General features: G+C 68.5%; 23 protein-coding genes. 7 read left to right on the top strand and 16 right to left on the bottom strand.

Features of this window, described 5'->3' with window-relative positions:
• The first annotated feature begins 21 nt into the window (after nt 1–21).
• The 3 genes from QNN99_RS10650 (at nt 22) to QNN99_RS10660 (ending at nt 2,778) form a co-directional block, all read left to right on the top strand.
• Nucleotides 22–642 carry a D-sedoheptulose-7-phosphate isomerase gene (locus QNN99_RS10650; RefSeq protein ID WP_229966679.1) on the top strand — a complete coding sequence of 207 codons (621 nt, stop codon included), beginning with the start codon at nt 22–24 and terminating at the stop codon, nt 640–642.
• On the top strand, nt 639–2,009 hold the full coding sequence (locus QNN99_RS10655) for a PfkB family carbohydrate kinase (RefSeq protein WP_229966428.1): 1,371 nt from the start codon (nt 639–641) through the stop codon (nt 2,007–2,009). Before QNN99_RS10650 ends, QNN99_RS10655 begins: the two co-directional genes overlap by 4 nt.
• Nucleotides 2,010–2,076: 67 nt before the next feature.
• Entirely contained in the window at nt 2,077–2,778 is a 702-nt protein-coding gene (locus QNN99_RS10660) for an SDR family oxidoreductase (RefSeq protein WP_229966429.1), read from the top strand.
• Between the two features lie 26 nt (nt 2,779–2,804).
• Here QNN99_RS10660 and QNN99_RS10665 read toward each other — a convergent pair whose 3' ends face one another.
• On the bottom strand, nt 2,805–4,001 hold the full coding sequence (locus tag QNN99_RS10665; protein WP_229966430.1) for a glycosyltransferase family 9 protein: 1,197 nt from the start codon (nt 3,999–4,001) through the stop codon (nt 2,805–2,807).
• Nucleotides 4,002–4,346: 345 nt separating this feature from the next.
• Here QNN99_RS10665 and rfaE2 point away from each other — a divergent pair, with 345 nt between their 5' ends.
• Nucleotides 4,347–5,948 carry a D-glycero-beta-D-manno-heptose 1-phosphate adenylyltransferase gene (gene rfaE2, locus QNN99_RS10670; RefSeq protein WP_442860522.1) on the top strand — a complete coding sequence of 534 codons (1,602 nt, stop codon included), beginning with the start codon at nt 4,347–4,349 and terminating at the stop codon, nt 5,946–5,948.
• 28 nt (nt 5,949–5,976) lie between these two features.
• On the opposite strand, the gene QNN99_RS10675 is transcribed toward rfaE2, so the two are convergent.
• The 5 genes from QNN99_RS10675 to QNN99_RS10695 all read right to left on the bottom strand — a co-directional run bounded on the left by QNN99_RS10675 (nt 5,977) and on the right by QNN99_RS10695 (nt 10,674).
• A complete protein-coding gene (locus QNN99_RS10675) occupies nt 5,977–6,399 on the bottom strand; it encodes a hypothetical protein (RefSeq protein ID WP_229966432.1) in 423 nt (140 codons plus the stop codon).
• 66 nt (nt 6,400–6,465) lie between these two features.
• Nucleotides 6,466–7,056 carry a hypothetical protein gene (locus tag QNN99_RS10680; RefSeq protein ID WP_229966433.1) on the bottom strand — a complete coding sequence of 197 codons (591 nt, stop codon included), beginning with the start codon at nt 7,054–7,056 and terminating at the stop codon, nt 6,466–6,468.
• A gap of 57 nt (nt 7,057–7,113) precedes the next feature.
• Entirely contained in the window at nt 7,114–8,475 is a 1,362-nt protein-coding gene (locus QNN99_RS10685) for an MATE family efflux transporter (RefSeq protein ID WP_229966434.1), read from the bottom strand.
• A gap of 9 nt (nt 8,476–8,484) precedes the next feature.
• Nucleotides 8,485–9,741 (bottom strand): MFS transporter, encoded by a 1,257-nt coding sequence (locus tag QNN99_RS10690; RefSeq protein WP_229966435.1) that lies wholly within the window; start codon nt 9,739–9,741, stop codon nt 8,485–8,487.
• 21 nt (nt 9,742–9,762) lie between these two features.
• On the bottom strand, nt 9,763–10,674 hold the full coding sequence (locus QNN99_RS10695) for a DUF4031 domain-containing protein (RefSeq protein ID WP_229966436.1): 912 nt from the start codon (nt 10,672–10,674) through the stop codon (nt 9,763–9,765).
• Between the two features lie 120 nt (nt 10,675–10,794).
• On the opposite strand from QNN99_RS10695, the gene QNN99_RS10700 reads away from it, so the two are divergent.
• The gene (locus QNN99_RS10700; RefSeq protein WP_229966437.1) at nt 10,795–11,901 is read left to right on the top strand and encodes a WD40/YVTN/BNR-like repeat-containing protein; all 1,107 of its coding nucleotides are present in this window, start codon (nt 10,795–10,797) and stop codon (nt 11,899–11,901) included.
• Nucleotides 11,898–12,191: a MoaD/ThiS family protein gene (locus QNN99_RS10705; protein ID WP_229966438.1), complete on the top strand. Its 294-nt coding sequence runs from the start codon at nt 11,898–11,900 to the stop codon at nt 12,189–12,191. Before QNN99_RS10700 ends, QNN99_RS10705 begins: the two co-directional genes overlap by 4 nt.
• Before the next feature lie 109 nt (nt 12,192–12,300).
• Here the strand turns inward: QNN99_RS10705 and QNN99_RS10710 are convergent, their stop codons facing one another.
• Complete coding sequence (locus tag QNN99_RS10710) at nt 12,301–13,083, bottom strand: transglycosylase family protein (protein ID WP_229966439.1); 783 nt, start codon at nt 13,081–13,083, stop codon at nt 12,301–12,303.
• A gap of 421 nt (nt 13,084–13,504) precedes the next feature.
• Between QNN99_RS10710 and QNN99_RS10715 the strand changes: the two genes are divergently transcribed.
• A complete protein-coding gene (locus QNN99_RS10715; RefSeq protein WP_229966440.1) occupies nt 13,505–15,490 on the top strand; it encodes an APC family permease in 1,986 nt (661 codons plus the stop codon).
• A 57-nt stretch (nt 15,491–15,547) separates the two neighbouring features.
• On the opposite strand, the gene QNN99_RS10720 is transcribed toward QNN99_RS10715, so the two are convergent.
• From QNN99_RS10720 to QNN99_RS10760, 9 genes are all read right to left on the bottom strand, one after another.
• Complete coding sequence (locus QNN99_RS10720; RefSeq protein ID WP_229966441.1) at nt 15,548–16,192, bottom strand: hypothetical protein; 645 nt, start codon at nt 16,190–16,192, stop codon at nt 15,548–15,550.
• A gap of 126 nt (nt 16,193–16,318) precedes the next feature.
• Nucleotides 16,319–17,692: a replicative DNA helicase gene (gene dnaB / locus QNN99_RS10725; protein ID WP_229966442.1), complete on the bottom strand. Its 1,374-nt coding sequence runs from the start codon at nt 17,690–17,692 to the stop codon at nt 16,319–16,321.
• A gap of 703 nt (nt 17,693–18,395) precedes the next feature.
• Nucleotides 18,396–18,845, bottom strand: a complete 450-nt coding sequence (gene rplI, locus QNN99_RS10730) for a 50S ribosomal protein L9 (protein WP_229966443.1) — start codon at nt 18,843–18,845, stop codon at nt 18,396–18,398.
• Between the two features lie 17 nt (nt 18,846–18,862).
• Nucleotides 18,863–19,102 (bottom strand): 30S ribosomal protein S18, encoded by a 240-nt coding sequence (gene rpsR, locus QNN99_RS10735; RefSeq protein ID WP_003800144.1) that lies wholly within the window; start codon nt 19,100–19,102, stop codon nt 18,863–18,865.
• A 147-nt stretch (nt 19,103–19,249) separates the two neighbouring features.
• Nucleotides 19,250–19,819, bottom strand: a complete 570-nt coding sequence (locus QNN99_RS10740) for a single-stranded DNA-binding protein (protein WP_229966444.1) — start codon at nt 19,817–19,819, stop codon at nt 19,250–19,252.
• Between the two features lie 33 nt (nt 19,820–19,852).
• The gene (gene rpsF / locus QNN99_RS10745) at nt 19,853–20,206 is read right to left on the bottom strand and encodes a 30S ribosomal protein S6 (RefSeq protein WP_152220935.1); all 354 of its coding nucleotides are present in this window, start codon (nt 20,204–20,206) and stop codon (nt 19,853–19,855) included.
• 246 nt (nt 20,207–20,452) lie between these two features.
• Nucleotides 20,453–21,727: a M18 family aminopeptidase gene (locus QNN99_RS10750; protein WP_229966445.1), complete on the bottom strand. Its 1,275-nt coding sequence runs from the start codon at nt 21,725–21,727 to the stop codon at nt 20,453–20,455.
• Between the two features lie 214 nt (nt 21,728–21,941).
• Nucleotides 21,942–22,820, bottom strand: coding sequence for an ABC transporter permease (locus QNN99_RS10755; RefSeq protein ID WP_229966446.1), 879 nt, complete (start codon nt 22,818–22,820; stop codon nt 21,942–21,944).
• On the bottom strand, nt 22,817–23,788 hold the full coding sequence (locus QNN99_RS10760) for an ABC transporter ATP-binding protein (RefSeq protein WP_229966447.1): 972 nt from the start codon (nt 23,786–23,788) through the stop codon (nt 22,817–22,819). Before QNN99_RS10760 ends, QNN99_RS10755 begins: the two co-directional genes overlap by 4 nt.
• Between the last annotated feature and the right edge of the window lie 51 nt (nt 23,789–23,839).

Genomic DNA, 23,839 nt, shown 5'->3' on the forward strand with positions numbered 1-23,839 from the left:
GCAACCCCGGCCGCCGGCACACTGCTGGCCGACACCCTGCTGCCCGGCATCCAGACCGCCCACCGGGCCGTCCTGCAGCACCTGTCCGACCTGCGGCCGGCGGTCGCGTCGGTCGAAGCGCAGGCCCTGCGGCTCACCGGCTGGGGCGTGGAGCTCGCCGGCCGGCTGCTGGCCGGGCAGCGCCTGCTTGCCGCCGGCAACGGCGGGTCGGCGGCGGAGGCCCAGCACCTGACCGCGGAACTGGTGGGCAGGTTCGACGGCGAACGGCGGCCGTTCTCCGCCCTCGCCCTGCATGCCGAAACATCAGCCGTGACCGCGATCGCCAACGACTACGGCTTCGACCAGCTGTACGCCCGGCAGGTCCTGGCCCACGGCCGCCGCGGCGACGTGCTGATCCTGCTCTCCACCAGCGGCCGGAGCCCCAATCTGCTGCGCGCCGCCGAGGCTGCGCGGCACACCGGCATCACCACCTGGGCGCTGACCGGCCGCGGACCGAATCCGCTCAGCGAAGCCTGCGACGACTCAGTCAGCATCGAGGCCCGGGCCGCCAACGCGCAGGAAGCCCATCTGATTGCCCTGCACGCCCTGTGCCGGGCCTTTGACGCCGAGGTTTCCCGCCGCGGCGGAGAGGAGCAGCCGTGAGGATCGTAGTGGTTGGCGACGTCCTGCTGGACACCGACATCACCGGCAGCGCCCAGCGGTTGTCCCCCGACGCGCCGGTTCCGGTGGTGGACGTGGACAGCATCCGCAAGCGCGCCGGCGGAGCGGGCCTGGTGGCCCGGCTCCTGGCCCGCGACGGCCATGCCGTGCGCCTTGTCACTGCCCTGTCCGACGACGGCGCCGCCGCTGACCTGCGCGCCGCCCTCAGCGGCGTCGACGTCGTTGCCGGAGCTTCCGGGGCACCCACTCCGGTCAAGACCCGCATCCGCGCCGGAGCCCAGGCGGTGGTGCGTTTCGACGAGGCCTGCGGACCGCCGCCGGCGCCAGGCGTCACGGACGAGATGCTCTCGGTGCTGTTCGCCGCCGACGCGGTGGTCGTGGCTGATTACGGGCGCGGGCTGACCGCTGATCCCCGCCTGCGCGACGTCTTGGAGACCGTGGCGGCACGGGCGCCGGTGGTCTGGGACCCGCATCCGGCCGGCAGCGACCCGGTGCCCGGCGTGGCCGCCGTGACACCGAACCTGCCCGAAGCCCTGCGCAGCGCCGGCGGAACCGGCAGCGGAACCGGGGGCATTCCTGCGGCCCTGCACGCCGCCGAGCAGCTGCTGGACAGGTGGCAGAGCCGAGCCGTGGTGGTGACCCTCGGCGCCCTGGGAGCCCTGGTGCTGCCCGCCGCCGGCCTGCCGCAGGTGATTCCGGCGCCGGAGGTGTACGCCGGGGACACCTGCGGGGCAGGAGACCGGTTCTCCGCCACCCTGATCCTGGCCCTAGCCCGGGGAACGGCGCTGGAACCGGCCGCGGAACAGGCGGTGCAGGCCGCCGCCGGGTTCCTGGCCGCCGGCGGCGTGGCCGCCCTGCAGCGGGAAAAAGGGCCGGCCCAGCTGCGCAGCAGCAGCCTGGATGCCCTGGCTGCCGCCAAGGCGGTGCAGGAACGCGGCGGAACGGTGGTTGCCACCGGCGGCTGCTTCGACCTGCTCCATGCCGGTCACGCCAGGACCCTGTCAGCGGCCCGCCGACTGGGCGACTGCCTGATCGTGGTCCTGAATTCCGACAGCTCGGTCCGCCGGCTCAAAGGTGAGCAGCGCCCGATCATCGGCCAGGAGGACCGCACCGAGCTGCTGCTGTCCCTGGGCTGCGTGGACGGGGTGCTGGTGTTTGAGGAAGACACCCCGGAAGCGGCACTGGACCGGCTGCGGCCGGATATCTGGGTCAAGGGCGGAGACTACCGCGAGGACCAACTGCCCGAAGCCCGGCTGATCAAGGCGTGGGGCGGCGAAACCGTGACCGTGCCGTATCACCCGGCCCGCTCCACCACAGCCCTGGCCTCGGCCCTGGCCAGGGTCGGCTAAAGCGCATCTCATTCGGTTTGATCCCGGCACATTTGAAGCGCGGGACCCATGATGAAAGGAAAAACGCATGTCACTGCAACTCTCCAACCCCGGACGGGTGCTCGTTACCGGCGGCGGGTCAGGCCTGGGCGCCGCCGTAGTGCAGGCCGTGACCGCGGCCGGCGGAACCGCCGTCGTCCTCGACCGGGACATCAGCACGGTGGGCGCGGCAAAGGCCATCGAGGTGGACGTCGCGGACCGGGCCGCCGTTGAGGCCGCCGTCCGGGACGCTGCGGAATCCCTCGGCGGCCTGGATGCGGTGGTGACCGCCGCCGGCATCGACCGCTGCGGACGCCTCGAGGATGTTGCCGCCGAGGAATGGGAGAAGGTCATCGGCGTGAACCTGCTCGGCACCGTCTCGGTGGTCCGCGCCGCGCTTCCCTATCTGCTGGAAAGCCACGGCCGAGCCGTCACGGTGGCCTCCAGCCTGGGGATCAAAGCCGTCTCGGACGCCACGGCGTACTGCGCCTCGAAGTTCGCCGTGGTGGGTTTCAGCCGCGCGCTGGCCGCAGAAACCCGGGGCCGGATGGGTGTGACCACCATGATCCCCTCCGGCATGAAAACCTCCTTCTTCGACGACCGCACGGAGCAGTACAAGCCGCAGGACGATTCCCGGCTCAATGATCCGCTGCGCGTGGCCGAGGCGATCCTCTTCGCCCTGCACCAGCCGCGCGGATGCGAAATCCGGGAAATGGTCATCTGCCACGAGGAGGAGGACTCCTGGCCCTGACCGCCGGCCCGGCCTAGGTGCAACTCCTAGGCCGGCGGTGCCGTCCGCAGCTCGGCCACGTCGGCGTACACCGCCGCCGCGTCCACCGCGGCCACGAAGGAATCGTCGTGGGCGCAGCGTTCGGCGGTCCAGCCGACCTGGGTGACGTTGATCCCGCAGACCGGACAGGCGGACACCCAGGACATGTGCACCCGGTGCCGGGTGCGGCCCATGGCGCCGGCATTGATCACGTTTCCGAACCAGTAGATGCCCACCGTGGGGGTGCCAACGGCCTGCGCCAGGTGGCGGGGGCCGCTGTCGTTGCCGACCATCACGGTGCTGGCCTTCAGCAGGGCCGCCAGGGTGCCGATGTCCAGTTGTCCGGCCACGGAGGCGACGTCGGTTTCCGGCCCGGATTCGGCCAGGCTCAGCGCGACGATCTGCTCGGCGAGGCGCCGGTCGCCGTCGTCGTCCCCCACCACCAGGACCCGGCAGCCGTCGGCGGCCGCACGCACCGCAACCGCGGCGAAGGCCGACGCCGGCCAGCGGCGCCGCGGATCGGTCGCCCCGGGATGGAGGGTGACCAGGTCCCGGCCGGGCGCCAGGTACGCCTCGGCTTTCTCCTCCTCCACCGGAAGGACTTCCAGCTGCGGCTCCAGCGTGAGCGGAACGGCCCCCGCCAGGCCCGCCACCTCCAGCGCCCGCAGCACCTCATGCTGGTAGTAGATGTAGGGAATGGTGCGTTCCAGGGGTGCGGCGTCGGGCGTCCGGGTGCCAACCGTGTGCGCGGCGCCGAGCTGAAGCAGGAACGGATTGGAGTTGCGGCCGCCGCCGTGGACCTGCACGGCCAGATCGAAGCTGCGGGCCCGCATGGCGGCGTGGAACGCGGCCGCCGCCGCCGGATCGTCGGGGCCGGGTCGTATCCCCGATGCAAAGGGCAGCACTTCCACGCGGTGCACCGGACCGGGCCGGCCCGCCAACAGCGCCGCGTGCAGTGGCGCCCCCAGGAGGGTGATCTCGGCGTCCGGATACGCGGCGGCGAGGGCCTCGATGGCGGGCAGGGCAAACATCAGGTCCCCCAGGCCGCCGCCGCGCAGAACAGCGATCCGGGACACCCCCGGGAACGGCGCCAGGACCGGCCCCACCCCGCGCCGCAGGGCCGGCGCCGCCTCCCTTGCCTGCGCTGCCTCCCCTGCCTGCCCCGGATCGCCTGCCTGCCCGCCGATGTTCCCTGCTGCTGCCATGAACTCTTTCCTTCCGGACCGCTCCGAAGCCGCACCGCCCGGGTCGCCGCGGGGGCTGCACCGCTGCCGGCGCGGGCCGCCGCACGCGTCGGCGGATGTTTGCTGGCCCCACCCTAGGGCCTGGGGGCGCCGATCCCAACCGTTGCGGACGCAGAAAATCTTCCGCTGCCAAACCGTGTAAACCGGCGCCAAACGGGTAGGAAACCTAGACACGAGTTGCCACTCGATTCCGAGGAGTTCCATGTCAGCCAGCGCCGCTTCCGCCTCCGCCTCCGCTGCCGCCGGCTCCCCCATGGGCTCCCCCATGGGCTCCCCCGCCGGCATTCCGGGGGCGGCGTGAACACCGTGGCGGACCTGAGCGGGCTGCGCAGTTTGACCCCCTGGCTGCCCGCCCGGCTGGCAGCTGCGGCGCCGCGGATTGCCGTCATCGGGGACGTCATGCTGGACGGCTGGTGGTCAGGCACGACTGACCGGTTCTGCCGCGAAGCGCCGGCGCCCGTGGTCGACATCGCCCGCCGGGACTATTTCCCGGGCGGTGCCGCCAACACCGCAATGAATCTTCAGGCCCTGGGAGCCCGGGTCCGGCTGGCGGGGCTGGCGGGTGAGGACGACGCCGGCCGGCGGCTGCGCGTCCTGCTGGGGGCGGCAGGCGTGGACCAGCAGCAGTTGCTCGCCCATCCCGCCGCCCGGACGGCCACGAAATTCCGCGTCCTGGCCGGCGAGCAGGTGATGCTGCGGATGGACGACGGCGGCAGCCCGGTTCCGGCCGAGGCTGAGGAGCAGCTGGCCGCCTCGCTGGATGCGTGGCTCAGGGACGCGGACGCCGTGGTGGTGTGCGACTACGGCTCCGGGCTGCTGCACGGCCGGGTGCGCGACGCACTGATTGCTTCCCGCGGCAGCAGGCTCACCGTGGTTGATGCCCACGATCCGGGACTGTGGGCCGGACTGGCCGCCGACCTCGTCACCCCCAATTCGCAGGAAGCGGCACGCCTGCTGGGCGTCAGGCTGCGGCCGGGGACGGACCGCGCCGGGCAGATCGGCGGACTGGGCCCGGACCTGCTGCGCGCTTCGGGTGCCGCCTCCGCCGTCGTCACCCTGGACCGGGAAGGCACCGTACTGTTGACCGCCGACGGCGCAATGCACCGGACCTGGGCCCGCCCTGCCGCCGAGAAGCGGGCCTCCGGCGCCGGAGACACCTTCGTGGCGTGCCTGACCCTCGCCCGGGCCGCCGGGCTGCCGCTGAGCACGGCGGCGGACCTGGCGCAGAACGCCGCCGACGTCGTCGTTCAACGGGCCGGTACCTCCGTCTGCACGGCAGCGGATCTGGAGCTGCACCTGACGGCGCTGGCCGACACGGCGCTGTCGCCCGGGGACCTGGCGGCACGCGTGGCCGCCGACCGGGCCGCGGGGAAGCGGATAGTGCTCACCAACGGGTGCTTCGATGTGCTGCACCGCGGTCATACCCGCTATCTCCAGCAGGCGAAGGCGCTTGGCGACATCCTGGTGGTGGCGCTCAACGGCGATGCCTCGGTGACCCGCCTCAAGGGTCCGGGCCGGCCGATCAATCCCGTGCATGACCGCGCCGGGGTGATTGCGGCCCTGAGCTGTGTTGACTACGTGACCATCTTCGACACCGACACGCCAATACCGCTGATCGAGGCGCTGCGGCCGGACGTCTACGCGAAGGGCGGGGATTACTCCCCCGAGATGCTGCAGGAAACCCGGGTGGTTCGGGCCTGCGGCGGGCAGGTGCGGATTCTGGACTATGTCGCGGACCATTCCACCACCGCCGTCGTGGAGCGGATCCAGGCCGCATCGCTGCGGCCGGGGCCGGCGGAGGGCCGGCAGGCGGAGGGCCGGCAGGCGGAGGGCCGGCGGGAGGACGGCCGGCAGGCTGACGACCGGCAGCCGGCCGGGTCCGGGCCGGAGGATGAGGCCGGGGCGTGAAGCCGCTGCTGCTCCGCGGAGCGGGCGGCTAGGCTGTCGGGTCGGTGGGGCGGCCGCCGTCGGCCGCATCGGGGGCGGCCGCGTTCGCGGCCGGTCCGCCCGCCGCCGGCGCGGGGCCGGCACCGCCGCGGTTGGCGCCGCGGCCCTGGCCGCCGACGCTGCCTGCGCCGCCGGGAATCTTCGCCGAGCTGCGGTTGACGCCGGAGCCCTCGCTGAGGTGGTCCGGGTTGGGCTTTTCCGTCATCAGCAGCAGCGAGCAGATCAGCAGCGAGGCGATGAAGGCAATGCCGGCAGCAATGAAGGCGAGATCCAACCGCAGTTCCTTGTCAACGCCGCCGGTGGCGAAGATCATGGTGGCGACGCCCGCAACCACGGCCAGCACGGCCGAAAAAATGAGCGGGGCCTTCACGGAGTTCCGCTTCTGCGGCCCACCGGATGAGCTGTTCGCCACTGTTTTTCCTCCTGCTGTTGATGAGTGCACCGGTTCTACAGTAGGTAGAACCCGGAGTTGTTCAGTTTACGGGTTTTCCCGGCCTGCCGCTGCCGGATGTGACCGGCCCTGCGACCGGGCGTCCCAGCGGGCTCCCAGTCCGGAGGTGGCCAGGACAACCGCGAGGATGATCGCAGACCCGCCGGAAACTCCCAGCATGGCGTGCGAGCCCAGGTCCATGGCCAGAACCGCGACCAGGATGGCTGCCGTTCCTAGGCTCACCACGCCCGTGATCAGCCAGTCGCGCGCCGGCAGGAACGCTCCGCGGGCCTTGGCCCAGAGGTAGAGTTCCACGGCGCCGCCGATCAGCAGCGCTGCACCTGCCGCCGCGCAGAAGGCCTCCACGGATCGGAGCGCGAGGACGGCGAGGCCGGCCACGGCGTACACCGCTGCCTCAAGCAGCTGCAGGCTGCGGACCTGCGCCAGCCCCTGCCCGCCGGCCAGGCTGGACACCCGCCAGACTGTGACGGCGGTGAGCAGGAGGTACAGTCCGCCGGCGATCGACAGCACGTTCACTCCCGGGGACTGCCAGAAGACGGTCAGAATCCCGAAGGCAGCCGCCGTGACGGAACGCAGGAGGATGGGTACCCACGGGGTGCCGTGGTTCGAATCTCCCACTGCTGAGCCTCCGCTTTCGTCATAACGAATCATCTGGCCGGTTGGCCACCCACCAGCTTAGTCGCTTGCGGTGCCCGGTGCCGCCCCGGTGACCATCCAGGCGTCCTGCCGGATGCGCCAGGTGAGCGTGGCAGCGCGTGCACTCATGTATCCCAAGGCAAAGGCGGCCCACAGCCAGGCGATTCCGCCGGGGCCTTCCAGACCCGCGGCGTGGACCCACCACAGCAGCGGCAGGTACGCCAGCAGGTTCAGCACACCGGTGACGGCAAGGTAGCGGGCATCGCCGGCACCGATGAGGACACCGTCAAGCACGAACACCAGTCCGCAGATCGGCTGGGAGGCGGCCAGCACCCACAGTCCGGCGGTCAGCGCCGCCTGGACCCCGGCGTCGGGCGTAAAAATCCAGCCGGCGAAGGGCGCAGCGGCGGCCAGCAGCAGGCCGGTGACCACGCCGAATCCGACCCCCCAGCGGATCATCCGCCGGGTCAGTTCCCGGGCCAATGACCGGTTGCCCGCCCCCAGCTCCTTGCCGATGAGCGCCTGCGCGGCGATCGCCAGGGCGTCGAGGGCAAAGGCCAGGAAGGTGAAGACCGTCATCACCAGCTGATGGGCGGCCAGGGACTGCGGTCCCTGCGCGGTGGCCACCAACACGGCGGCCAGCACGGCCAGGCGCAGGCTCAGCGTGCGCAGCATCAGCCATGACCCCACATGCGCGGTGGCCAGGATCCCCGCGGGTGATGGCCGCAGGGAGACCCCGGCCTGCCGCGCCATCCGGCCGACCAGCACCAGGTAGACCGCCGCCATGCCCCACTGCGTGATGCTGGTGCCCAGAGCTGACCCGGCCACCGACAGGTCAAAGCCGTAGACCAGCAGGTAGTTCAGGCCAATGTTCACTCCGAAACCGATGCCGGCCACGGCGAGCGGCGTGCGGGTGTCCTGCAGTCCGCGCAGTACGCCGGTGGCGGCAAGCACCACCAGCATGGCGGTCAGCCCGGGCATTGAATACTGCAGATAGTCCACCGCGAACCGGTGCACCTCCCCGGTGGCGCCCAGTGCGGAGGCCAGCCGCGGCGCGGCCAGGATGCCGACGGTGGAAAGCACGACGCCGAGGATCAGTGCCAGCCCCATCCCGTCGCGGCCGGCGGCCACGGCGTCGCGGTGGCGGTCTCCGCCCAGATAGCGTGCCACGGTCCCCGTGGTGGAATACGCCAGGAAAACCATGAGGCCGACGGCGGTCTGCAGCACGGTGGACGCCAGGCCCACCCCGGCGAGCTCGTTGACGCCCAGGTGCCCCACGATGGCGGAATCGGCGATCAGGAACAGCGGTTCGGCGATCAGCGCGCCCAGCGCCGGCACGGCCAGGGCCAGGATGCGCCGGCCCAGGACCGGGTTGGAAGTCTGCGACGAAGAAGTGCCCACGGGAACAGCCTACGGTTTTTTCAGGGCCGGATTGGCCGGCGCCGCCAGGGGCTCGGGGGCGAGCGCCGCCGCAGCCACGGCGGCCGACACGGCCAGCAGCGTTGCCACGAAGGCACTGAGCCCGGACCAGCCCCAGGCCTGGAAGAACAAGCCGCCGGCCCAGCCGAGCACGCTGGAGCCGGCGTAGTAGAACAGGTTGTACAGGGACGAGGCCTGGGCCCGTCCGGAGGTGGCCAGGAAGGGCGTCCAGCCGGAGGCAATGGAGTGAGCGGCGAAGAAGCCGGCGGTGAACACGACCAGGCCGGCGATCACCGCGGGCAGCCAGGCGGCCAGCGTGAGCGCCAATCCGCCGGCCATGACGGCTATCGAGCCCAGCAGGACGGTTTTGCGCCCGCCGTGCCCGGCGAGCCTGCCGGCCAGGGTTCCGGCGGCACGGGAGGACCAGGTGCCGGCCAGATAGGCGAGGAACAGGAAGCTGGCAACACCCTGCGGCAACGAAAACGGTGCCTCACCCAGCCGAAAGCCCAAATAGTTGTAGACCGCGACGAATCCGCCCATCAGCAGGAACCCCTGCAGGTACAGGCTCAGCTGCCGCGGATTGCGCAGATTCAGGAGCAGCCGCCCGCCGAGGCCCGGCCCGGGATCGGTCCGCCGCAGCGGCGAGAATCCCTGCTGCTTCGGTGCGGTGAGCATAAACACCACGGCTGCCACGGCAGCCAGCAGGCTGACGGCGCCGACGCCGACCCGCCAGTTCGCGGCGTCGCTCAGCGGAGCGGCCACGATGCGGCCGGCCAGCCCGCCGATCGTGGTGCCCGACACGTAGCTGCCGGCGGCAACGGCAGCATGCACCCGGGACACCTCTTCGCTCAGGTAAGCCAGGGCGACGGCGGGAATTCCCCCCATCGCCGCACCTTCGGCGAAGCGCAGCACCAGCAGGACGGGCAGGTTGGGGCTGAAGGGCACCACCAGGCCCAGCACGACGGCGGCGAGGATGGCCAGCCGCATCACCGGCAGCCGGCCGAAGCGGTCGGCAGCGGCGGACCACGGGATCACTGCCGCGGCCAGGCCCAGGGTTGCCGCGGAAACCGTGAGGGCTGCGGAAGAGGCGGAGATGTCCAGGTCCGCCGCCAGCCCGGGCAGGACGCCCTGCACCGAATACAGCTGGGCGAAAGTGGCCACGCCTGCCGCGGTCAGGCCGATGAGCACGCCGCGGTAGCCCCGGCTGCCCTTGGCATGCCCCGCCCACGGCTTCCGGCTGCCGTTCACGCTCGTGTTTCCCTGGTCACACTAGAACTCTAGGGCTTTTTCGCCGCCCGCCCCTTCGTCAGCGCTGATCCCGGGCGCCAATTCGGACAACAGGTTCCGGCGTGCCTGCTCCGCCCAGCGGTGCCGCGCAGCGGAGGTGCGAAAGAGCGGCTCCAGGGCCAGCAGCCCGCGGACCACCCGCCCGCGGCCGGCCGCGAAGGCCGCATCGTCCAGGTGCCGATACTCACTCCGCACGTCGGCAAGGTAACGGCGGTAGGCCTCCGGCTCCCGGCCCAGCACCGAGAGGTCGGCGTCGCAGAGCACCTGCCCCGCGAGGTCTCCTGGGGCGGGATCGTGTCCGGCGGTCAGCCGGACCAGTCGTGAGGTTTCACGGATCTCCTGCGCCGGAAGGTTCGCCTCGGCCAGCAGGTCCTCGGCCAGGCGGGCGGACTGTTCCTCGTCGTCAGCGGCGCCCCGGTAGACGGCGTCATGGAACCAGGCGGCCAGGAGGACCGTCCGCGGCTGCCGGCCGCCGCAGAGCAGCTCGGCGGCTTCCAGGACTGCCAGCAGATGGCGGCGGTCGTGGTAGCGGCGGTGCGGTTCGCCCCAGCGGTTCAGCAGCTCCGCCCCCAGCTCACGGCGGCCCGGCAGCAGGGCCTCCCAGCGGGCGAGCAGCGGATGCACCAGGGAGGCGCTGCGCTCCCGGGCCTTGATCCGCAGCCCGCTGCCGATGAGCAGGCGCACCAGGGTGCCGCCGTCGACCTCCACCGCTCCCCGCGCCACCAGGTCGCGGTAGCGGCCGGCCGGCACGTCGTAGTGGTCCAGGTCGAAGGCCCGGACGGCGATGGACGCGTCAGCGGCAAAGCTGTGCAGCTCGGCCAGCGAGGTGTCGGAAACCAAATGGGAGAACAGTGTGTTGTGCGCGGGCCACAGCGGCGGGTCAATGTAAATCACCGGAACGGCCCCTCATGCAAGAAGGACATCCTTCATACCTACCGGACGGAGGGCAGTATTTCCATGCGGGCCCGGCGGCCCGCCCTTGTCCGGGGCCCCGCCGCGTGGTCGAATACTGGCATGAAAAACGGGGACACCGCCGTCCTGACCATCGGCACCAAAAAGGGCCTGTGGCTGGCCACCAGCACCGACCGGCATGCCTGGACAGTGGCCGGCCCGCACTTCCTGATGGACGAAGTCGCCTCGCTGGCGGTTGATACGCGCGGCGGAACACCCCGCATCCTCGCGGGCATCATGAACTGGCACTGGGGGCCGTGCGTCGTCCACTCCGATGACCTCGGCGCAACGTGGAGCGAACCCGAAGACGGTGCCGTCCGGTTCCCGGAGGAGACCGGCGAGGCACTGGCGCGGGTGTGGCAGCTGCAGCCGGACAGCGATGCGCGCCCGGGCGTGGTGTGGGCCGGCGCCGAGCCCATTTCCGTATGGAAGTCCACCGACGGCGGTGAGCACTTCGAGATTAACCAGCCGTTTTGGGATCATCCGCACCGCAGCGAGTGGGGCGCCGGGTTCGGCGGCGCGGCCGCGCACACAGTGCTGCCCAGCCCGGCCGATGACACCGTTCATGTGGCCATCAGCACGGCCGGGGTGTACCGGACGGACGACGGCGGTGCGTCCTGGGTTCCGCGCAACAACGGCATCAGCGCCTATTTCCTGCCGGATCCGAATCCTGAGTTCGGCCAGTGCGTGCACAAGGCGGCCCGCGACGCCGGTGATCCGCAGCGGCTCTACGTGCAGAACCACCACGGCGTGTACCGCTCCGACGACGGCGGGGACTCGTGGATCTCGATTGCCGGCGGGCTGCCGGCCGATTTCGGTTTTGTCATGCTGTCCCATCCCACCCGGCCGGGCGCCATCTGGACCGTGCCGCTGAAGGCCGACGGCGAGCGGATTCCGCCGGACGGCCACCTCGCCGTGTACCGCAGCACCGACGCCGGGGAGAGCTGGACCCGGCTCGACGACGGCTTGCCCGAAACCGACTACAACGCGGTCCTCCGCGACGCCGCAGCCGTGGACACCGCCGAACCCGCCGGAATCTACTTCGGCACGCGCGGCGGCCAGGTGTTCGGCAGCGCGGACGAGGGAGACACCTTCTCGCTCGTGGCCGGCAACCTTCCCGATGTGCTGTGCGTGCGGGCCGGCATCGTGCCGGCAGGATTCGGCGCATGATCCCGGAGCCGGTTCATCTGGTCCTGCCGGCAGGGCTGTTCGCCGCCGCCGGAGGGAACCGAGAGCTGGAGCGGGCCGCCGGGGCCGGACTGACTGCCGCTCAGCTCCTGGACGGCTTGGCGGTTGACTACCCCCGGCTGGAACGCCGGATCCGGGATGAGGCCGGCCGGCTGCGGCGCTACGTGAACGTCTATATCGACGGCGAGGAGCTGCGGGCGCTGGACGGGCTGGCCAGCCCGGTGCGTCCGGGCGCGCAGGTCCTGATCCTGCAATCCGTGGCAGGCGGTTAGCTCACGGCCGGGCCTTGGCTTAACGCAGCAGGCGCCCCGCCTTTCGGCGGAGCGCCTGCTGCTTTTGGGTCCCGCGGTTCCGCGGATCCCCAGCTGTTCTGCCCGGTTGTTAGGCCGGGAGCTGCAGCACCTGGCCGGTGAAGATCAGGTCCGCGTGGATGATGGTGTCGGCGTTGGCGTTGTACAGTGCCGGCCAGCCACCTTCGATACCCAGCTTCTCGGCAATGGCGGAGAGCGTGTCGCCGGACTGGACGGTGTAGGTTTCACCGCTCAGGGCCGGGGCCGGGGTCTGCACCGGAGCCGGTGCAGGGGCCGGAGCCTCAGGCAGGACCTGTACCGGGGTCTGCGGCACTGCGGCCTCCGGTACCACCGGGGTCTCGGGGACGGCGTAGGTCTCCACCGGAACAGTTTCCTGAACCGGCGCCTCGGCGACGTACTCAGTGGTCTGTTCGGGGGCAACATACTGCTGCGTGGTCTGCTCCGGGGCCACGTATTCCGGCGTGGCCGGGGCAACGGCCTGGCTCTCGGTGCTCACCGAACCGGTGGCACCGCCGGACAGACCGAGCTTGGCGGAGCAGGCGGGCCATGCGCCCCAGCCCTGGCCGGCAAGAACACGCTCGGCCACGGCAATCTGCTGTTCCCGGCTAGCGGAGGACGGATCACCGGTGCCGCCGAAGGCAGCCCAGGTGCTCGGCGTGAACTGAAGTCCGCCGGAGAATCCGTTGCCGGTGTTGATGCTCCAGTCACCGCCGCTTTCGCACTGTGCCAGTGCATCCCATGTGCTCGCGTCAGCAGCCTGAGACGGTACTGCGGTCAGGGCGAGGCCTGCACCTGAGATGGCTGCAACAGCGAGTCCCCGGCGCACGTTTCGGCTGATCTTAGACTTGGTCATTAGTAGTGGCTGCTCCCAAGGGCCCACCTGCGTTCCACCCTTCCCAGGGCTTCTCTACGCTGCCGCCAGCCCCATGTGAAAATAGAGGGCATGGATACGGTGCCTGACGAAGTGGCGACATCTGGTGGCTCGAGGCACCGAGCGTGCGGCTGCACCTGGAACGGTGCCAGCCTGATCGCCGGACACCATGGGTCCGACTGCGGTCCGGACCTTTGCCGAACCGTTAACTACCGTAAGACATGTTGGCTCCGAGTCCAACTGATTCCAAAATGGTATCGATCACAGCGGATCGTTATGCTTCTGATACCCGTATCAACACGCGGATCGGGTATGGGACGCCGCGTCAGCTGTGCCGAAGCTCATAGAGCGTGCACCCTTGCGCTGTGGACAGCCAAGGGTCCCGGGTCTAGGGTTTGACCACGTGCTCACCTTCCTCAATGCGTTGAAACGCATTCTTGTCGGGCGTCCCTACGGCAACGAACAGCTCTCGCGCACGCTTCTTCCCAAGCGCATTGCCCTTCCCGTGTATGCATCCGACGCCCTCTCGTCCGCGGCCTACGCCCCGGACGAAATCCTGCTGACCCTGGCCCTGGCCGGAGTAACCGCCGTCACCCTTTCGCCCTGGGTCGGGCTGGCCGTCATCGTGGTCCTCCTGACCGTCGTCGCGTCCTATCGGCAGAACGTGCACGCCTATCCTTCCGGCGGGGGAGACTACGAGATCGCCAACGCCAACCTCGGCAAACCCGCGGGGATGACGGTCGCCTCCGCCCTGCTGGTGGACTACGTGCTCACGGTCGCAGTTTCCATGTCGTCGGCCTCCCACTATCTGGTGACGGCCGCGCCGGCGCTCAACGGGCTTCAGGCTCCGATAGCCGCCGTTGGCGTGGCCACTTTGGTCCTGGTCAACCTGCGCGGCATCCGGGAAGCGGGCACCCTCTTCGCGGTTCCCACCTACCTCTTCATGGCATCGGTGCTGGGCATGTGTGCCTACGGCGCGTTCCAGGCAGCCGCGGGAAACCTGGCCGACGCTCCGTCCGCGGCGTTTGACCTGGTCCCGGAGTCGGGGCTGGACAGCGGACTGGTGGGCCTGGCCGGAGCCTTTCTGCTGCTGAGGGCCTTCTCCTCGGGGGCCGCCGCCCTGACCGGTGTGGAGGCCATCAGCAACGGGGTGCCGAACTTCCGCAAGCCCAAGAGCACCAACGCCGCCACCACCCTGCTCCTGCTGGGCGTGGTGAGTGCGTCCATGCTGGCCGGCATCATGGCGCTGGCCCGCGCCACCGGGGTCCGCGTGGTTCAGGACCCGGCCACCCAGCTGACCCTGAACGGAGCCCCCGTGGGCCCGGATTACGTGCAGCATCCGGTCATCAGCCAACTTGCGGAAAGCGTCTTCGGCGACGGCAGCCTCCCGTTCTACATTGTGGTGGCCGCAACCGGCCTGATCCTGGTGTTCGCCTCGAACACTGCGTTCAACGGCTTTCCGGTGCTGGCCTCGATCCTGGCCAAGGACGGCTTCCTGCCCCGGCAGATGCGCACGCGCGGCGACCGGCTCGCCTTCAGCAACGGCATCATCGCCTTGGGCCTCGCCGCCCTGGTGCTGATCCTCGTTTTCAACGCCGACGTTACCCGGCTGATCCAGCTGTACATTGTCGGCGTGTTCGTCTCGTTTACCGTCAGCCAGCTGGGCATGATCCGGCACTGGACGGCCAAGCTGCGCACCGAACGGAAAAGGGACGCCCGGCGCCGGATGCAGCGCTCCCGGGTGATCAACGCCGTCGGCTTCGGCATGACCGCACTGGTGCTGCTGATTGTCCTGATCACCAAGTTCACCCACGGCGCCTGGATTGCCCTGCTGGCAATGGGCGCACTGTATCTGCTGATGTTCGCCATCCGGACGCACTACGACTCCGTGGCCCGGGAACTCTCGGTGGAGGACAACGTCCAGGGCCTGGCCCTGCCCTCGCGGGTGAACGCCGTCATCCTGGTTTCCAAGGTGCACAAGCCGTCCCTGCGGGCGCTGGCCTACGCCCGGGCTTCGCGGCCGTCCAGCCTGAACGCGATCGTCGTGGACATTGACTCCGAGGACACTGAGCGCGTCCTGGAGGAGTGGGAGCGCCTGCAGATTCCGGTGCCGCTGACGGTCCTGTCCTCCCCGTACCGGGAGACCGTCTCCCCGGTGCTCGCGTACCTGCGCGAGGCGCGGCGGACCGCCCCGCGGGACCTGTTTGTGGTCTACATCCCCGAGTACGTCGTCGGGCGCTGGTGGGAGCAGCTGGTCCACAACCAAACCGCACTGCGGATCAAGGCCCGGCTGCACTTCGAGCCCGGCATCATGGTGGCCAGCGTTCCCTGGCAGCTCGCCTCCAGCCGGGACCGCAACGCCACGCCGACGCCCGGTTCCGGGCTCTAGCGGCGCACGCGCCCCGGCGCCGCCGTCGTCACCGTCCCGGGCGACGACGGCCTCCGGCTAGTCGTCCGGGTTGGTGACGGCGGGAACGGGCAGTCCGCGGCCGGCGAGGACCGACCGGTAGGCGTACTCCGTCAGCCGCCCTTCGCCGTGCGCCTGCTCCACGGCCTCAAATGACCGCGGACCCGGCTCATTGCTGTACGGGAAGTGAATCAGCTCGGCAACGAGCTCCCATTCCTCGGCGATGGTGTCAATGAGCTCGCCCGGGGTCTCGTCCTTGCCGGGCCCGCCGCCCAGGACGGTCCAGGATTCTTCCGGAACCCGGTAGGCCTCCAGCCGTTCCAGGTCCGCCTCGAGTTCCTCGAGGGAGGCATACTCGGTCTGGGCCTCGGCCGGAACCGAGCCGTCCGCCGTCGCCAGCTGGCTGACGAATCCGGTTTCCAGGGGATAGACGGAGGTGGGCACAGGCTCGCCCTCTTCCAGGTAGGCGGGCAGCTGCGACGGCATCCAGTACCAGGCGTCGCCCTGGTCTGCCCCGCCGGGCTGGCTCCGCTCGCTGATCCAGCCGCGGGCCGTGAGCAGCGCCTCGCCCTCGTCACTGACGAACGTTGGCGTGTTGCCGAAGAGCAGATTGGTTTCGTGCTCGGTGCGGCGGGCCTGCTTCTTCTTGGCGGCGGCCTTCTTGCGGGGTTTGGACTTGGGCACGGGTACTCCTTGGGAACGAACTGGTCAGGGGACGGCTGGCGAAGAACCCTCGGGCTGCAGACCGGCAGTACCGATTCTAGTCGTCGGGGCGGTCCCGGCCCGCGGAGCAGGCTCCGGGCGGCAGGCCTAGAAGCCCGAGCCGCCCTCCACCGCCATGTTGGAGAAGCGGGAGTAATGGCCTTGGAAGCCCACGGTGATGGTCTTGGTGGGACCGTTACGGTGCTTGGCCACAATCACGTCAGCTTCGCCGGCGCGCGGGGACTCCTTGTCGTAGATGTCCTCGCGGTGCAGCAGGATGACCATGTCGGCGTCCTGCTCGATGGAACCGGATTCACGCAGGTCGGAGATCATCGGCTTCTTGTCGGTGCGCTGCTCGGAACCACGGTTCAGCTGCGACAGGGCGATGACCGGGACTTCCAGCTCCTTGGCCAGCAGCTTCAGGGCACGGGAGAACTCGGAAACTTCCTGCTGGCGTGACTCCACTTTCTTGCCGGAAGACATCAGCTGCAGGTAGTCAAGGACCACGAGCTTCAGGTCGTGGCGCTGCTTCAGGCGCCGGCATTTTGCGCGGATTTCCATCAGCGACATATTGGGGCTGTCGTCGATGAACAGCGGAGCCTCATTCATCCGGCCCATGGTGGTGGCGATCTTGCCCCACTGCTCGTCCTTGATGGTTCCCTTGCGCAGGTCCTGCAGGGCGATCGTGGCCTCCGCGGAGAGCAGGCGCATGGCAATCTCGTTGCGGCCCATTTCCAGCGAGAAGAAGACGGTGGTCATGTTGTTCTTGATGGCGGCCGAGCGGGCGAAGTCCAGGGCGAAGGTTGACTTACCCACGGCGGGGCGGGCGGCGATCACGATCATCTGGCCGGGGTGCAGCCCCTGCGTCAGTTCATCAAGTTCGTAGAAACCGGTCGGCACGCCGGTCATCCCCTCGCCCTTGTGCTGGGCGGCTTCAATTTCGTCCACCGTGCCCTCGATGATGTCCTTCAGGGGCACGTAGTCCTCGGCGGTGCGCCGTTCCGCGACGGCGTAGACCTCGGCCTGGGCGGCGTTGACGATGTCGTCAACCTCCATGCCGTCGCTGGAGTAACCCAGCTGGACGATCTTGGTCCCGGCATCCACGAGGCGGCGCAGAACGGCCCGCTCACGGACAATTTCCGCGTAGAAACCGGCGTTGGCCGCGGTGGGCACCGACTGGATGAGCGTGTGGAGGTACGCCGGGCCGCCGATGCGACCAATCTCGCCGCGCTTGGTGAGCTCATCGGAGATGGTGACGGCGTCGGCCGGTTCGCCCCGGCCATACAGGTCAATGATGGCTTCAAAAATGGATTCGTGTGCCGGGCGGTAGAAGTCGATGCCGCGGAGCACCTCGACCACGTCAGCAATGGCGTCCTTGGAGAGCATCATGCCGCCCAGAACTGACTGCTCGGCAACCAGATCCTGCGGCGGTGTCCGTGCGAAGTCGGAGCTGGAGCTGGATGCCGGTGCGTCAGTATGCATGAGCGACACTGTGTAACCCTTTCCCAAGGTACTGCTGAGTTGCGATCCCTGCCCGGTGGCAGCTGATTCAGGTCTATCCCGCCGCGGTGACACTTTTGCGGGCGGCGGCCGCCGGTCAAACGGCACCGTCTTCGGTGACGGGGCAAGGAGTCGATTAGAAGGGATTCACCCGCAACCGTAGTCCCGAAAACCTCTGCTCCCAAACGAGTTATCCACAGCCCTTGTGGACAAGATGTTGATAACTGGGCGTGTCTTGTGCACAGGTTGGGCATAAGGGTGTGGATAAACTATTGATTTTGCGGCAAATAGCTCTCTGACTAGGGGAAACACTCGTCCACACCTGTGTATAGCGACTATTTTTTCTCAACATTCACCCCCTGCTTTCAGGTTGACAGATGGCCTCAAGGGGCATACGGCCCGGGTTATCCCCCGATCCGCGGCGATTGTCCACAGCTAATATCCACAGGAGCTCCCTCCGGCCCGTGAGGGGCGCGTGCGGGATGCTCCCGGTGGGTCCGCAGGGTCGTACGCCACTGCCACTCCGGGGCCCGCAGAAGGCCGTGCACGCCGGAGGGCGGTTGCGGCTGCCCCGTTTCCGTGCGTCCGGAGGTTCGCCGGACGCACGGAAACGGACACAAAAGCGCCCCCCGCCACAAGGGCGGAGGGCGCTCGGCACACGCCCGAGGGCGTGCTGGTGGACGTGCTAGCCGGCTACGACGTTGAGGTCGATGACAGCAGCGACGTCGTCGTGCAGACGAACGTTGGCCTGGAAGGAACCAACCGACTTGATGTGAGCCGGCAGTTCAACCTTGCGCTTGTCGATGGTGCCAAGACCGGCAGCTTCGACAGCAGCAGCAACATCGGCAGCCTTGACCGTGCCGAAGAGGCGTCCGGACTCGCCGGCCTTGACGGCCAGAGTGACCGGCTTGGCGGAGAGTGCAGCAGCCTGCTTCTGAGCATCTTCCAGGGAAGCGTGCTCGCGGGCGGCGCGGGCAGCCTTGATGGATTCAACCTGCTTCTCGCCACCCTTGGTCCAGGTCAGAGCGAAGCCGCGGGGCAGAAGGAAGTTACGTGCGTAACCATCCTTTACCTCGATGACGTCGCCGGCAGCGCCGAGACCGGTTACTTCGTGGGTCAGAATGAGCTTTGCCATGAGTTAGGTTCCTTTCCTTAGCCGCGGCCAGCGCCGGAGTACGGCAGGAGAGCAACTTCACGGGCATTCTTGATTGCCTGAGCGATTTTGCGCTGTTCCTGCACGGTTACGCCAGTTACGCGACGGGCGCGGATCTTTCCGCGGTCGGAAATGAACTTGCGCAGCAATGCTACGTCCTTGTAGTCGATGACAGTGATGTCAGCGGCCTTCAAGGGATTGGACTTTGGTTTGGGCTTGCGAAGTTCAGCCTTAGCCATCGTGGAGCTCCTTATGTCTAGTGGAGCCCGTGGATCATTCCACGGGATGGGCTCGACGGCGAGTGCCGTCTGAGGTTGCGCCCGAAGGCGCAGGGGTGAAGAAGGGCAGGCTTCCCGTGAGGGCAGACACCGGTCTTCGGTGGAGATTTAGAAGGGCGGGTCGTTGGAATCCGGTCCGTTGCCCCAGCCGCCGGCGTTGCCGCCGCCTGCGGGAGCACCCCAGGGATCTTCGGCCGGCGCAGCCTGTGGCTGCTGCTGGCCTCCGCCCCATGCGGGGTTGGAATTGCCGCCGAAGCCGCTGTTTCCGGAGTTTCCGCTGTTGCCGCCGAAGTTGCCGCCACCGCCGCCGGAGCGCTGGGTGCGGGTAACCTTCGCGGAAGCGTACCGAAGCGAGGGGCCGATCTCGTCGACCTCAAGCTCCATGACGGTGCGCTTTTCGCCTTCTTTGGTTTCGTACGAACGCGACTTCAGGCGGCCCTGGCAAACAACACGCGTCCCCTTGGTCAGGGATTCGGCCACGTTCTCAGCGGCTTCGCGCCAGACAGATGCCCGAAGGAACAGCGTTTCGCCGTCCTTCCAGTCATTTGACGTGCGGTCGAAGGTCCGCGGAGTCGAGGCAATGGTGAAGTTAGCCACTGCCGAACCTGACGGCGTGAACCGGAGTTCCGGATCATTCGTTAGGTTGCCGACGACGGTAATAGTTGTCTCGCCTGCCATGGTGTCTCCTGATTTCGGTTTGGTTTGCAGAAATTACTCTGCGGAAACCTTTGCAGCTTCAGCCTTTGCGGCCTTCTTGGCATCCTTTTTCGAGATCTTCTGCTCTTCCGGGCGGATGATCTTGGTGCGCATGATGGTTTCGTTCAGGCTCAGCTGGCGGTCAAGCTCAGCAGCAGCTGCAGGCGTCGCGGTGAAGTTAACCACTGCGTAGATGCCTTCAGCCTTCTTCTGGATTTCGTAGGCGAGGCGGCGACGGCCCCAGATGTCGACCTTGTCGATGGTTCCACCATCGTTGCGGACTACATTGAGGAACTTGTCGAGCGAAGGCTCGACTGTACGCTCTTCTACCTCGGGGTCGATGATAACCATCAGTTCATAAGCACGCATTTGTGAACCCACCTCCTTTGGGCTATACGGTCACGGCATTTCCGTAACAGGAGGTTCTTTTGCGTTGTCGTCCTGCCGATCCTGGGTGACCAGGCGGCGGGAAAGCAGTCGGCGTAGCCGATAGCACAGACTTAGCTAGTCTACCGGACGCCGGAAGGTGATCCGGACGGGACGGGACGCTGCACCCGCAGGGCACCCCGCCCGGGCCGCCCCTCCCGGGTCCTTCCACCGGGAGGCTGCCCCGGGTCAGCCGGCGAAAAACACTTCGGTCACCTTCGCCAGGTGGTGCGGATCCTGGACGCCGGCCATCTCGCGGGCCGAATGCATGGACAGGAGCGGAATCCCGACGTCGACGGTGCGGATGCCCAGCCTCGTGGCGGTGAGCGGCCCGATCGTGGAGCCGCAGGGCATCGAGTTGTGCGAGACGAATTCCTGATAGGGAATGCCCGCCCGCCGGCACAGTCCGGCCCAGCGGGCCGCGCCCGGCGCGTCAGTGGTGTACCGCTGGTTCGCATTGATCTTCAGCAGCGGACCGCCGTTGAGCACCGGGTGGTTGGCCGGGTCGTGGCGCTCGGCGTAGTTCGGGTGGACGGCGTGGCCGGCGTCGGCCGAGATGCAGAAGGAGGCCGCGAACGCCCGCTGCCGATCCAGCGCGGATCCGCCGAGGCCGCCGGAAATCCGGTTCAGCACGTCCTCCAGGAACGGCCCGGCAGCCCCGGAACGGCTGCCGCTGCCCACTTCCTCGTGGTCGAAGGCCGCCAGGACGGCGATGGACCCGCCAGTCTTGTTCTCCGACGCGGCGATCAGGGCGGCCAGTCCGGCGTGGACCGAGGACAGGTTGTCCAGCCGTCCGGAGGCAAAGAACTCGTGGTCGGCACCGAAGGTGCGGGGTTCCTGGGTGTCAGCGGCAACGATGTCGTACCCGCCCACCTCGGCGGCGGACAGTCCGGCACGGGCGGCCAGGAGTTCCAGCAGATCCGCGGTGGAGGGATCCCCCAGCCCCCAGACCGGGTTCATGTGCTGCTGTTTGTCCAGTTTCAGGCCCTCATTGACGGACCGGTCCAGGTGAATGGCCAGCTGCGGGAAACGCAGCAGCGGACCGGTTTTCACCAGGTGCTCCTCGCCGTCCAGGGTGACCAGGCGCCCGGCCAGCTGCAGCTCGCGGTCCAGCCAGGAGTTCAGCAGCGGTCCGCCGTAAACTTCGACCCCGGCCTGCAGCCAGCCGAGCCGGCCGGTGGTGGACCGCGGCTTGAGCTTGAAGGACGGGGAATCGGTGTGGCTGCCCAGAATCGAGAATCCGGTCGCGGCGCCGGCGCCCGGCGGAACGATCCAGGCGATCAGGGCGCCGTCGCGCACCACCGAGTATTTTCCGGGCTCCGCCGGCCATTCCAGGCTTTCATCAAGTTCGGTGAAGCCCGCCGCCGCCAGGCGGCGCGCGCCCTCGCGGGCCGCGTGGAAGCTGGAGGGTGAGGCGCTGACAAAAGCACCGAGGTCTTGGATGTGATCCATTGCATCAGACATACACCGATTCAACCAGAGCCTGCTCCCCGTGCGTAATGGCTCCGCCGAATGCGGGAAAACAGGCCGGTTAACGACGGAAACTCCCCGCTGTGGAGGAGTTTCCGGCCCTCGAAAGGGCATCCGGTGGAGACAGCGGCAGCCGTTCATCCGCCGCTGCCGGCACCAAACTTCCTGCGGCCCGCTGTTTCAGCGGGGCCTGTCCCGGACACCGTCCTTAGACGTCCCGGCGCTTGGTCACCAGCAGGGAAGCGAGCAGCAGCACCACTGCCCAGGCGGCCATCACCAGGCCGCCTTCGAGCGGAGTGAGCTGTCCTTCGGTGGTGGACAGCGCCAGCATCATGTCGCCGGCGTTGGTGGGCAGGAAGCGTGCGGCGTCGGGAATCCAGTCCGCCAGGCCCTGGATCAGGTTCACCACGATCACCGGAACCACGAAGAACAGACCGATGGCGGTCACCACGCCGCCGGCGGTGTTGCGCAGCAGGGTGCCGATGGCCATCGAAATCACCGCGATGAGCGCCAGATAGGTTCCGGTGTTCAGGATGGACCGCCACACGCCCTCGTCCGACAGGGCGAACTCCAGGTCTTCGGCGGCCAGAATGGGCTGGGCGATGAAGTAGGAGACCAGCGCTGCGCCGGCACCGAGGACAAACGCGACGACGGCAATCACCAGATTCTTCGCCAGCAGCGCCGGAATGCGCTTGGGCACGGCGACCATGGTGGAGCGGATCATTCCCGTGCCCCATTCCGAGGCGATCAGGACCACGGCCAGGGAGGCAATGAGCAGCTGTCCGAAGATGTAGCCGCTGGCGGGTGCAAGCTTGGCGTCCTCCCGCATGTCTTCCATGGTGACGCCACCCATCTGCGCCTGCATTTCGGGCGATGCGTCGGCGATGAAGCCAACGGAGACGGCCATCTGCCAGGCGTACAGGGCGCTGAGCCCCACCATGACCACCAGCGTGATGATCAAAAGGATCACGGTGGAGGGAACGGTGGTGACCTTGATCCATTCCGACCGCAGGACCCGGCCGAAGGTGAGGCCGGAGCCGTCTCGGCGGCGGGCCGGGGCAGGTGTGGGTAATGTCTGGCTGCTCATGCTGATTCTCCTCCGCGCGCGGCGTGGACGCCGGCCATGCGGGCCGGCACCGGGTCCTGCTGGATGGACTGTGACTGGTATTCGACCTGATCGCGGGTCAGCTCCATGTAGGCGTCCTCCAGCGATACCTGCCGCGGCGTGAGCTCGTAGATCAGGATCCGGCGGTCCAGCGCTGCCTCGGCAATGCTGCGCGGCTCCCGCCCGGTGACCTCCAAAAGGTCCGGTTCCAGTTGCGCGAAGGACGTTTCACGGTTTTCCAGTGCCCGGCGCAGCTCGTCGGGCTGGTCGGTCCGGACCAGGGTGCGCAGCCGGCCACCGCCGTCAATGATGTCGGCAATGGGCGCATCGGCAATGATGCGGCCGCGGCCGATGACGATCAGATGGTCGGCGGTAACTGCCATTTCACTCATCAGGTGCGAGGACAGGAAGACTGTCCGCCCTTCGGCGGCCAGTCCCTTGGCCAGGTTGCGCACCCACAGCACGCCCTCCGGATCGAGGCCGTTGACCGGTTCGTCGAAGATCAGGGTCTGCGGGTCGCCGAGGAGGGCGACGGCGATGCCCAGCCGCTGCCCCATGCCCAGCGAGAAGCCGCCCACCCGGCGCCGGGCGACCGACCCGAGTCCGGTCAGCTCAATGACATCGTTGACCCGCTTGTTGGAAATCCCGTGCGTGGCGGCCATGGCGCGCAGGTGGTTGTAGGCCGAACGCTTGGTGTGGACGGCTTTCGCGTCAAGGAGTGCCCCCACCTCGTGCAGCGGTGCCTTGTGCTGGGCATAGGGTTTGCCGTTGACCGTGACCCCGCCGGCGGAGGGCCGGTCCAGGCCGACAATCATGCGCATAGTGGTGGATTTTCCGGCGCCGTTGGGGCCCAGGAACCCGGTCACCCTGCCGGGCTTGACGGTGAAGGAAATGCCGTCGACGGCATGCTTGCTGCCGAAGGTCTTGGCGAGGCCGTGTGCCTCAATCATGGTGCGTTCCTCACTTTGGAGTGGAAGCGGACAGCCGGGACTTTTCGGTTC

It is taken from the genome of Arthrobacter sp. zg.Y820 (assembly GCF_030125555.1).
In the GTDB taxonomy this organism is placed as follows: Bacteria; Actinomycetota; Actinomycetes; order Actinomycetales; family Micrococcaceae; genus Arthrobacter_B.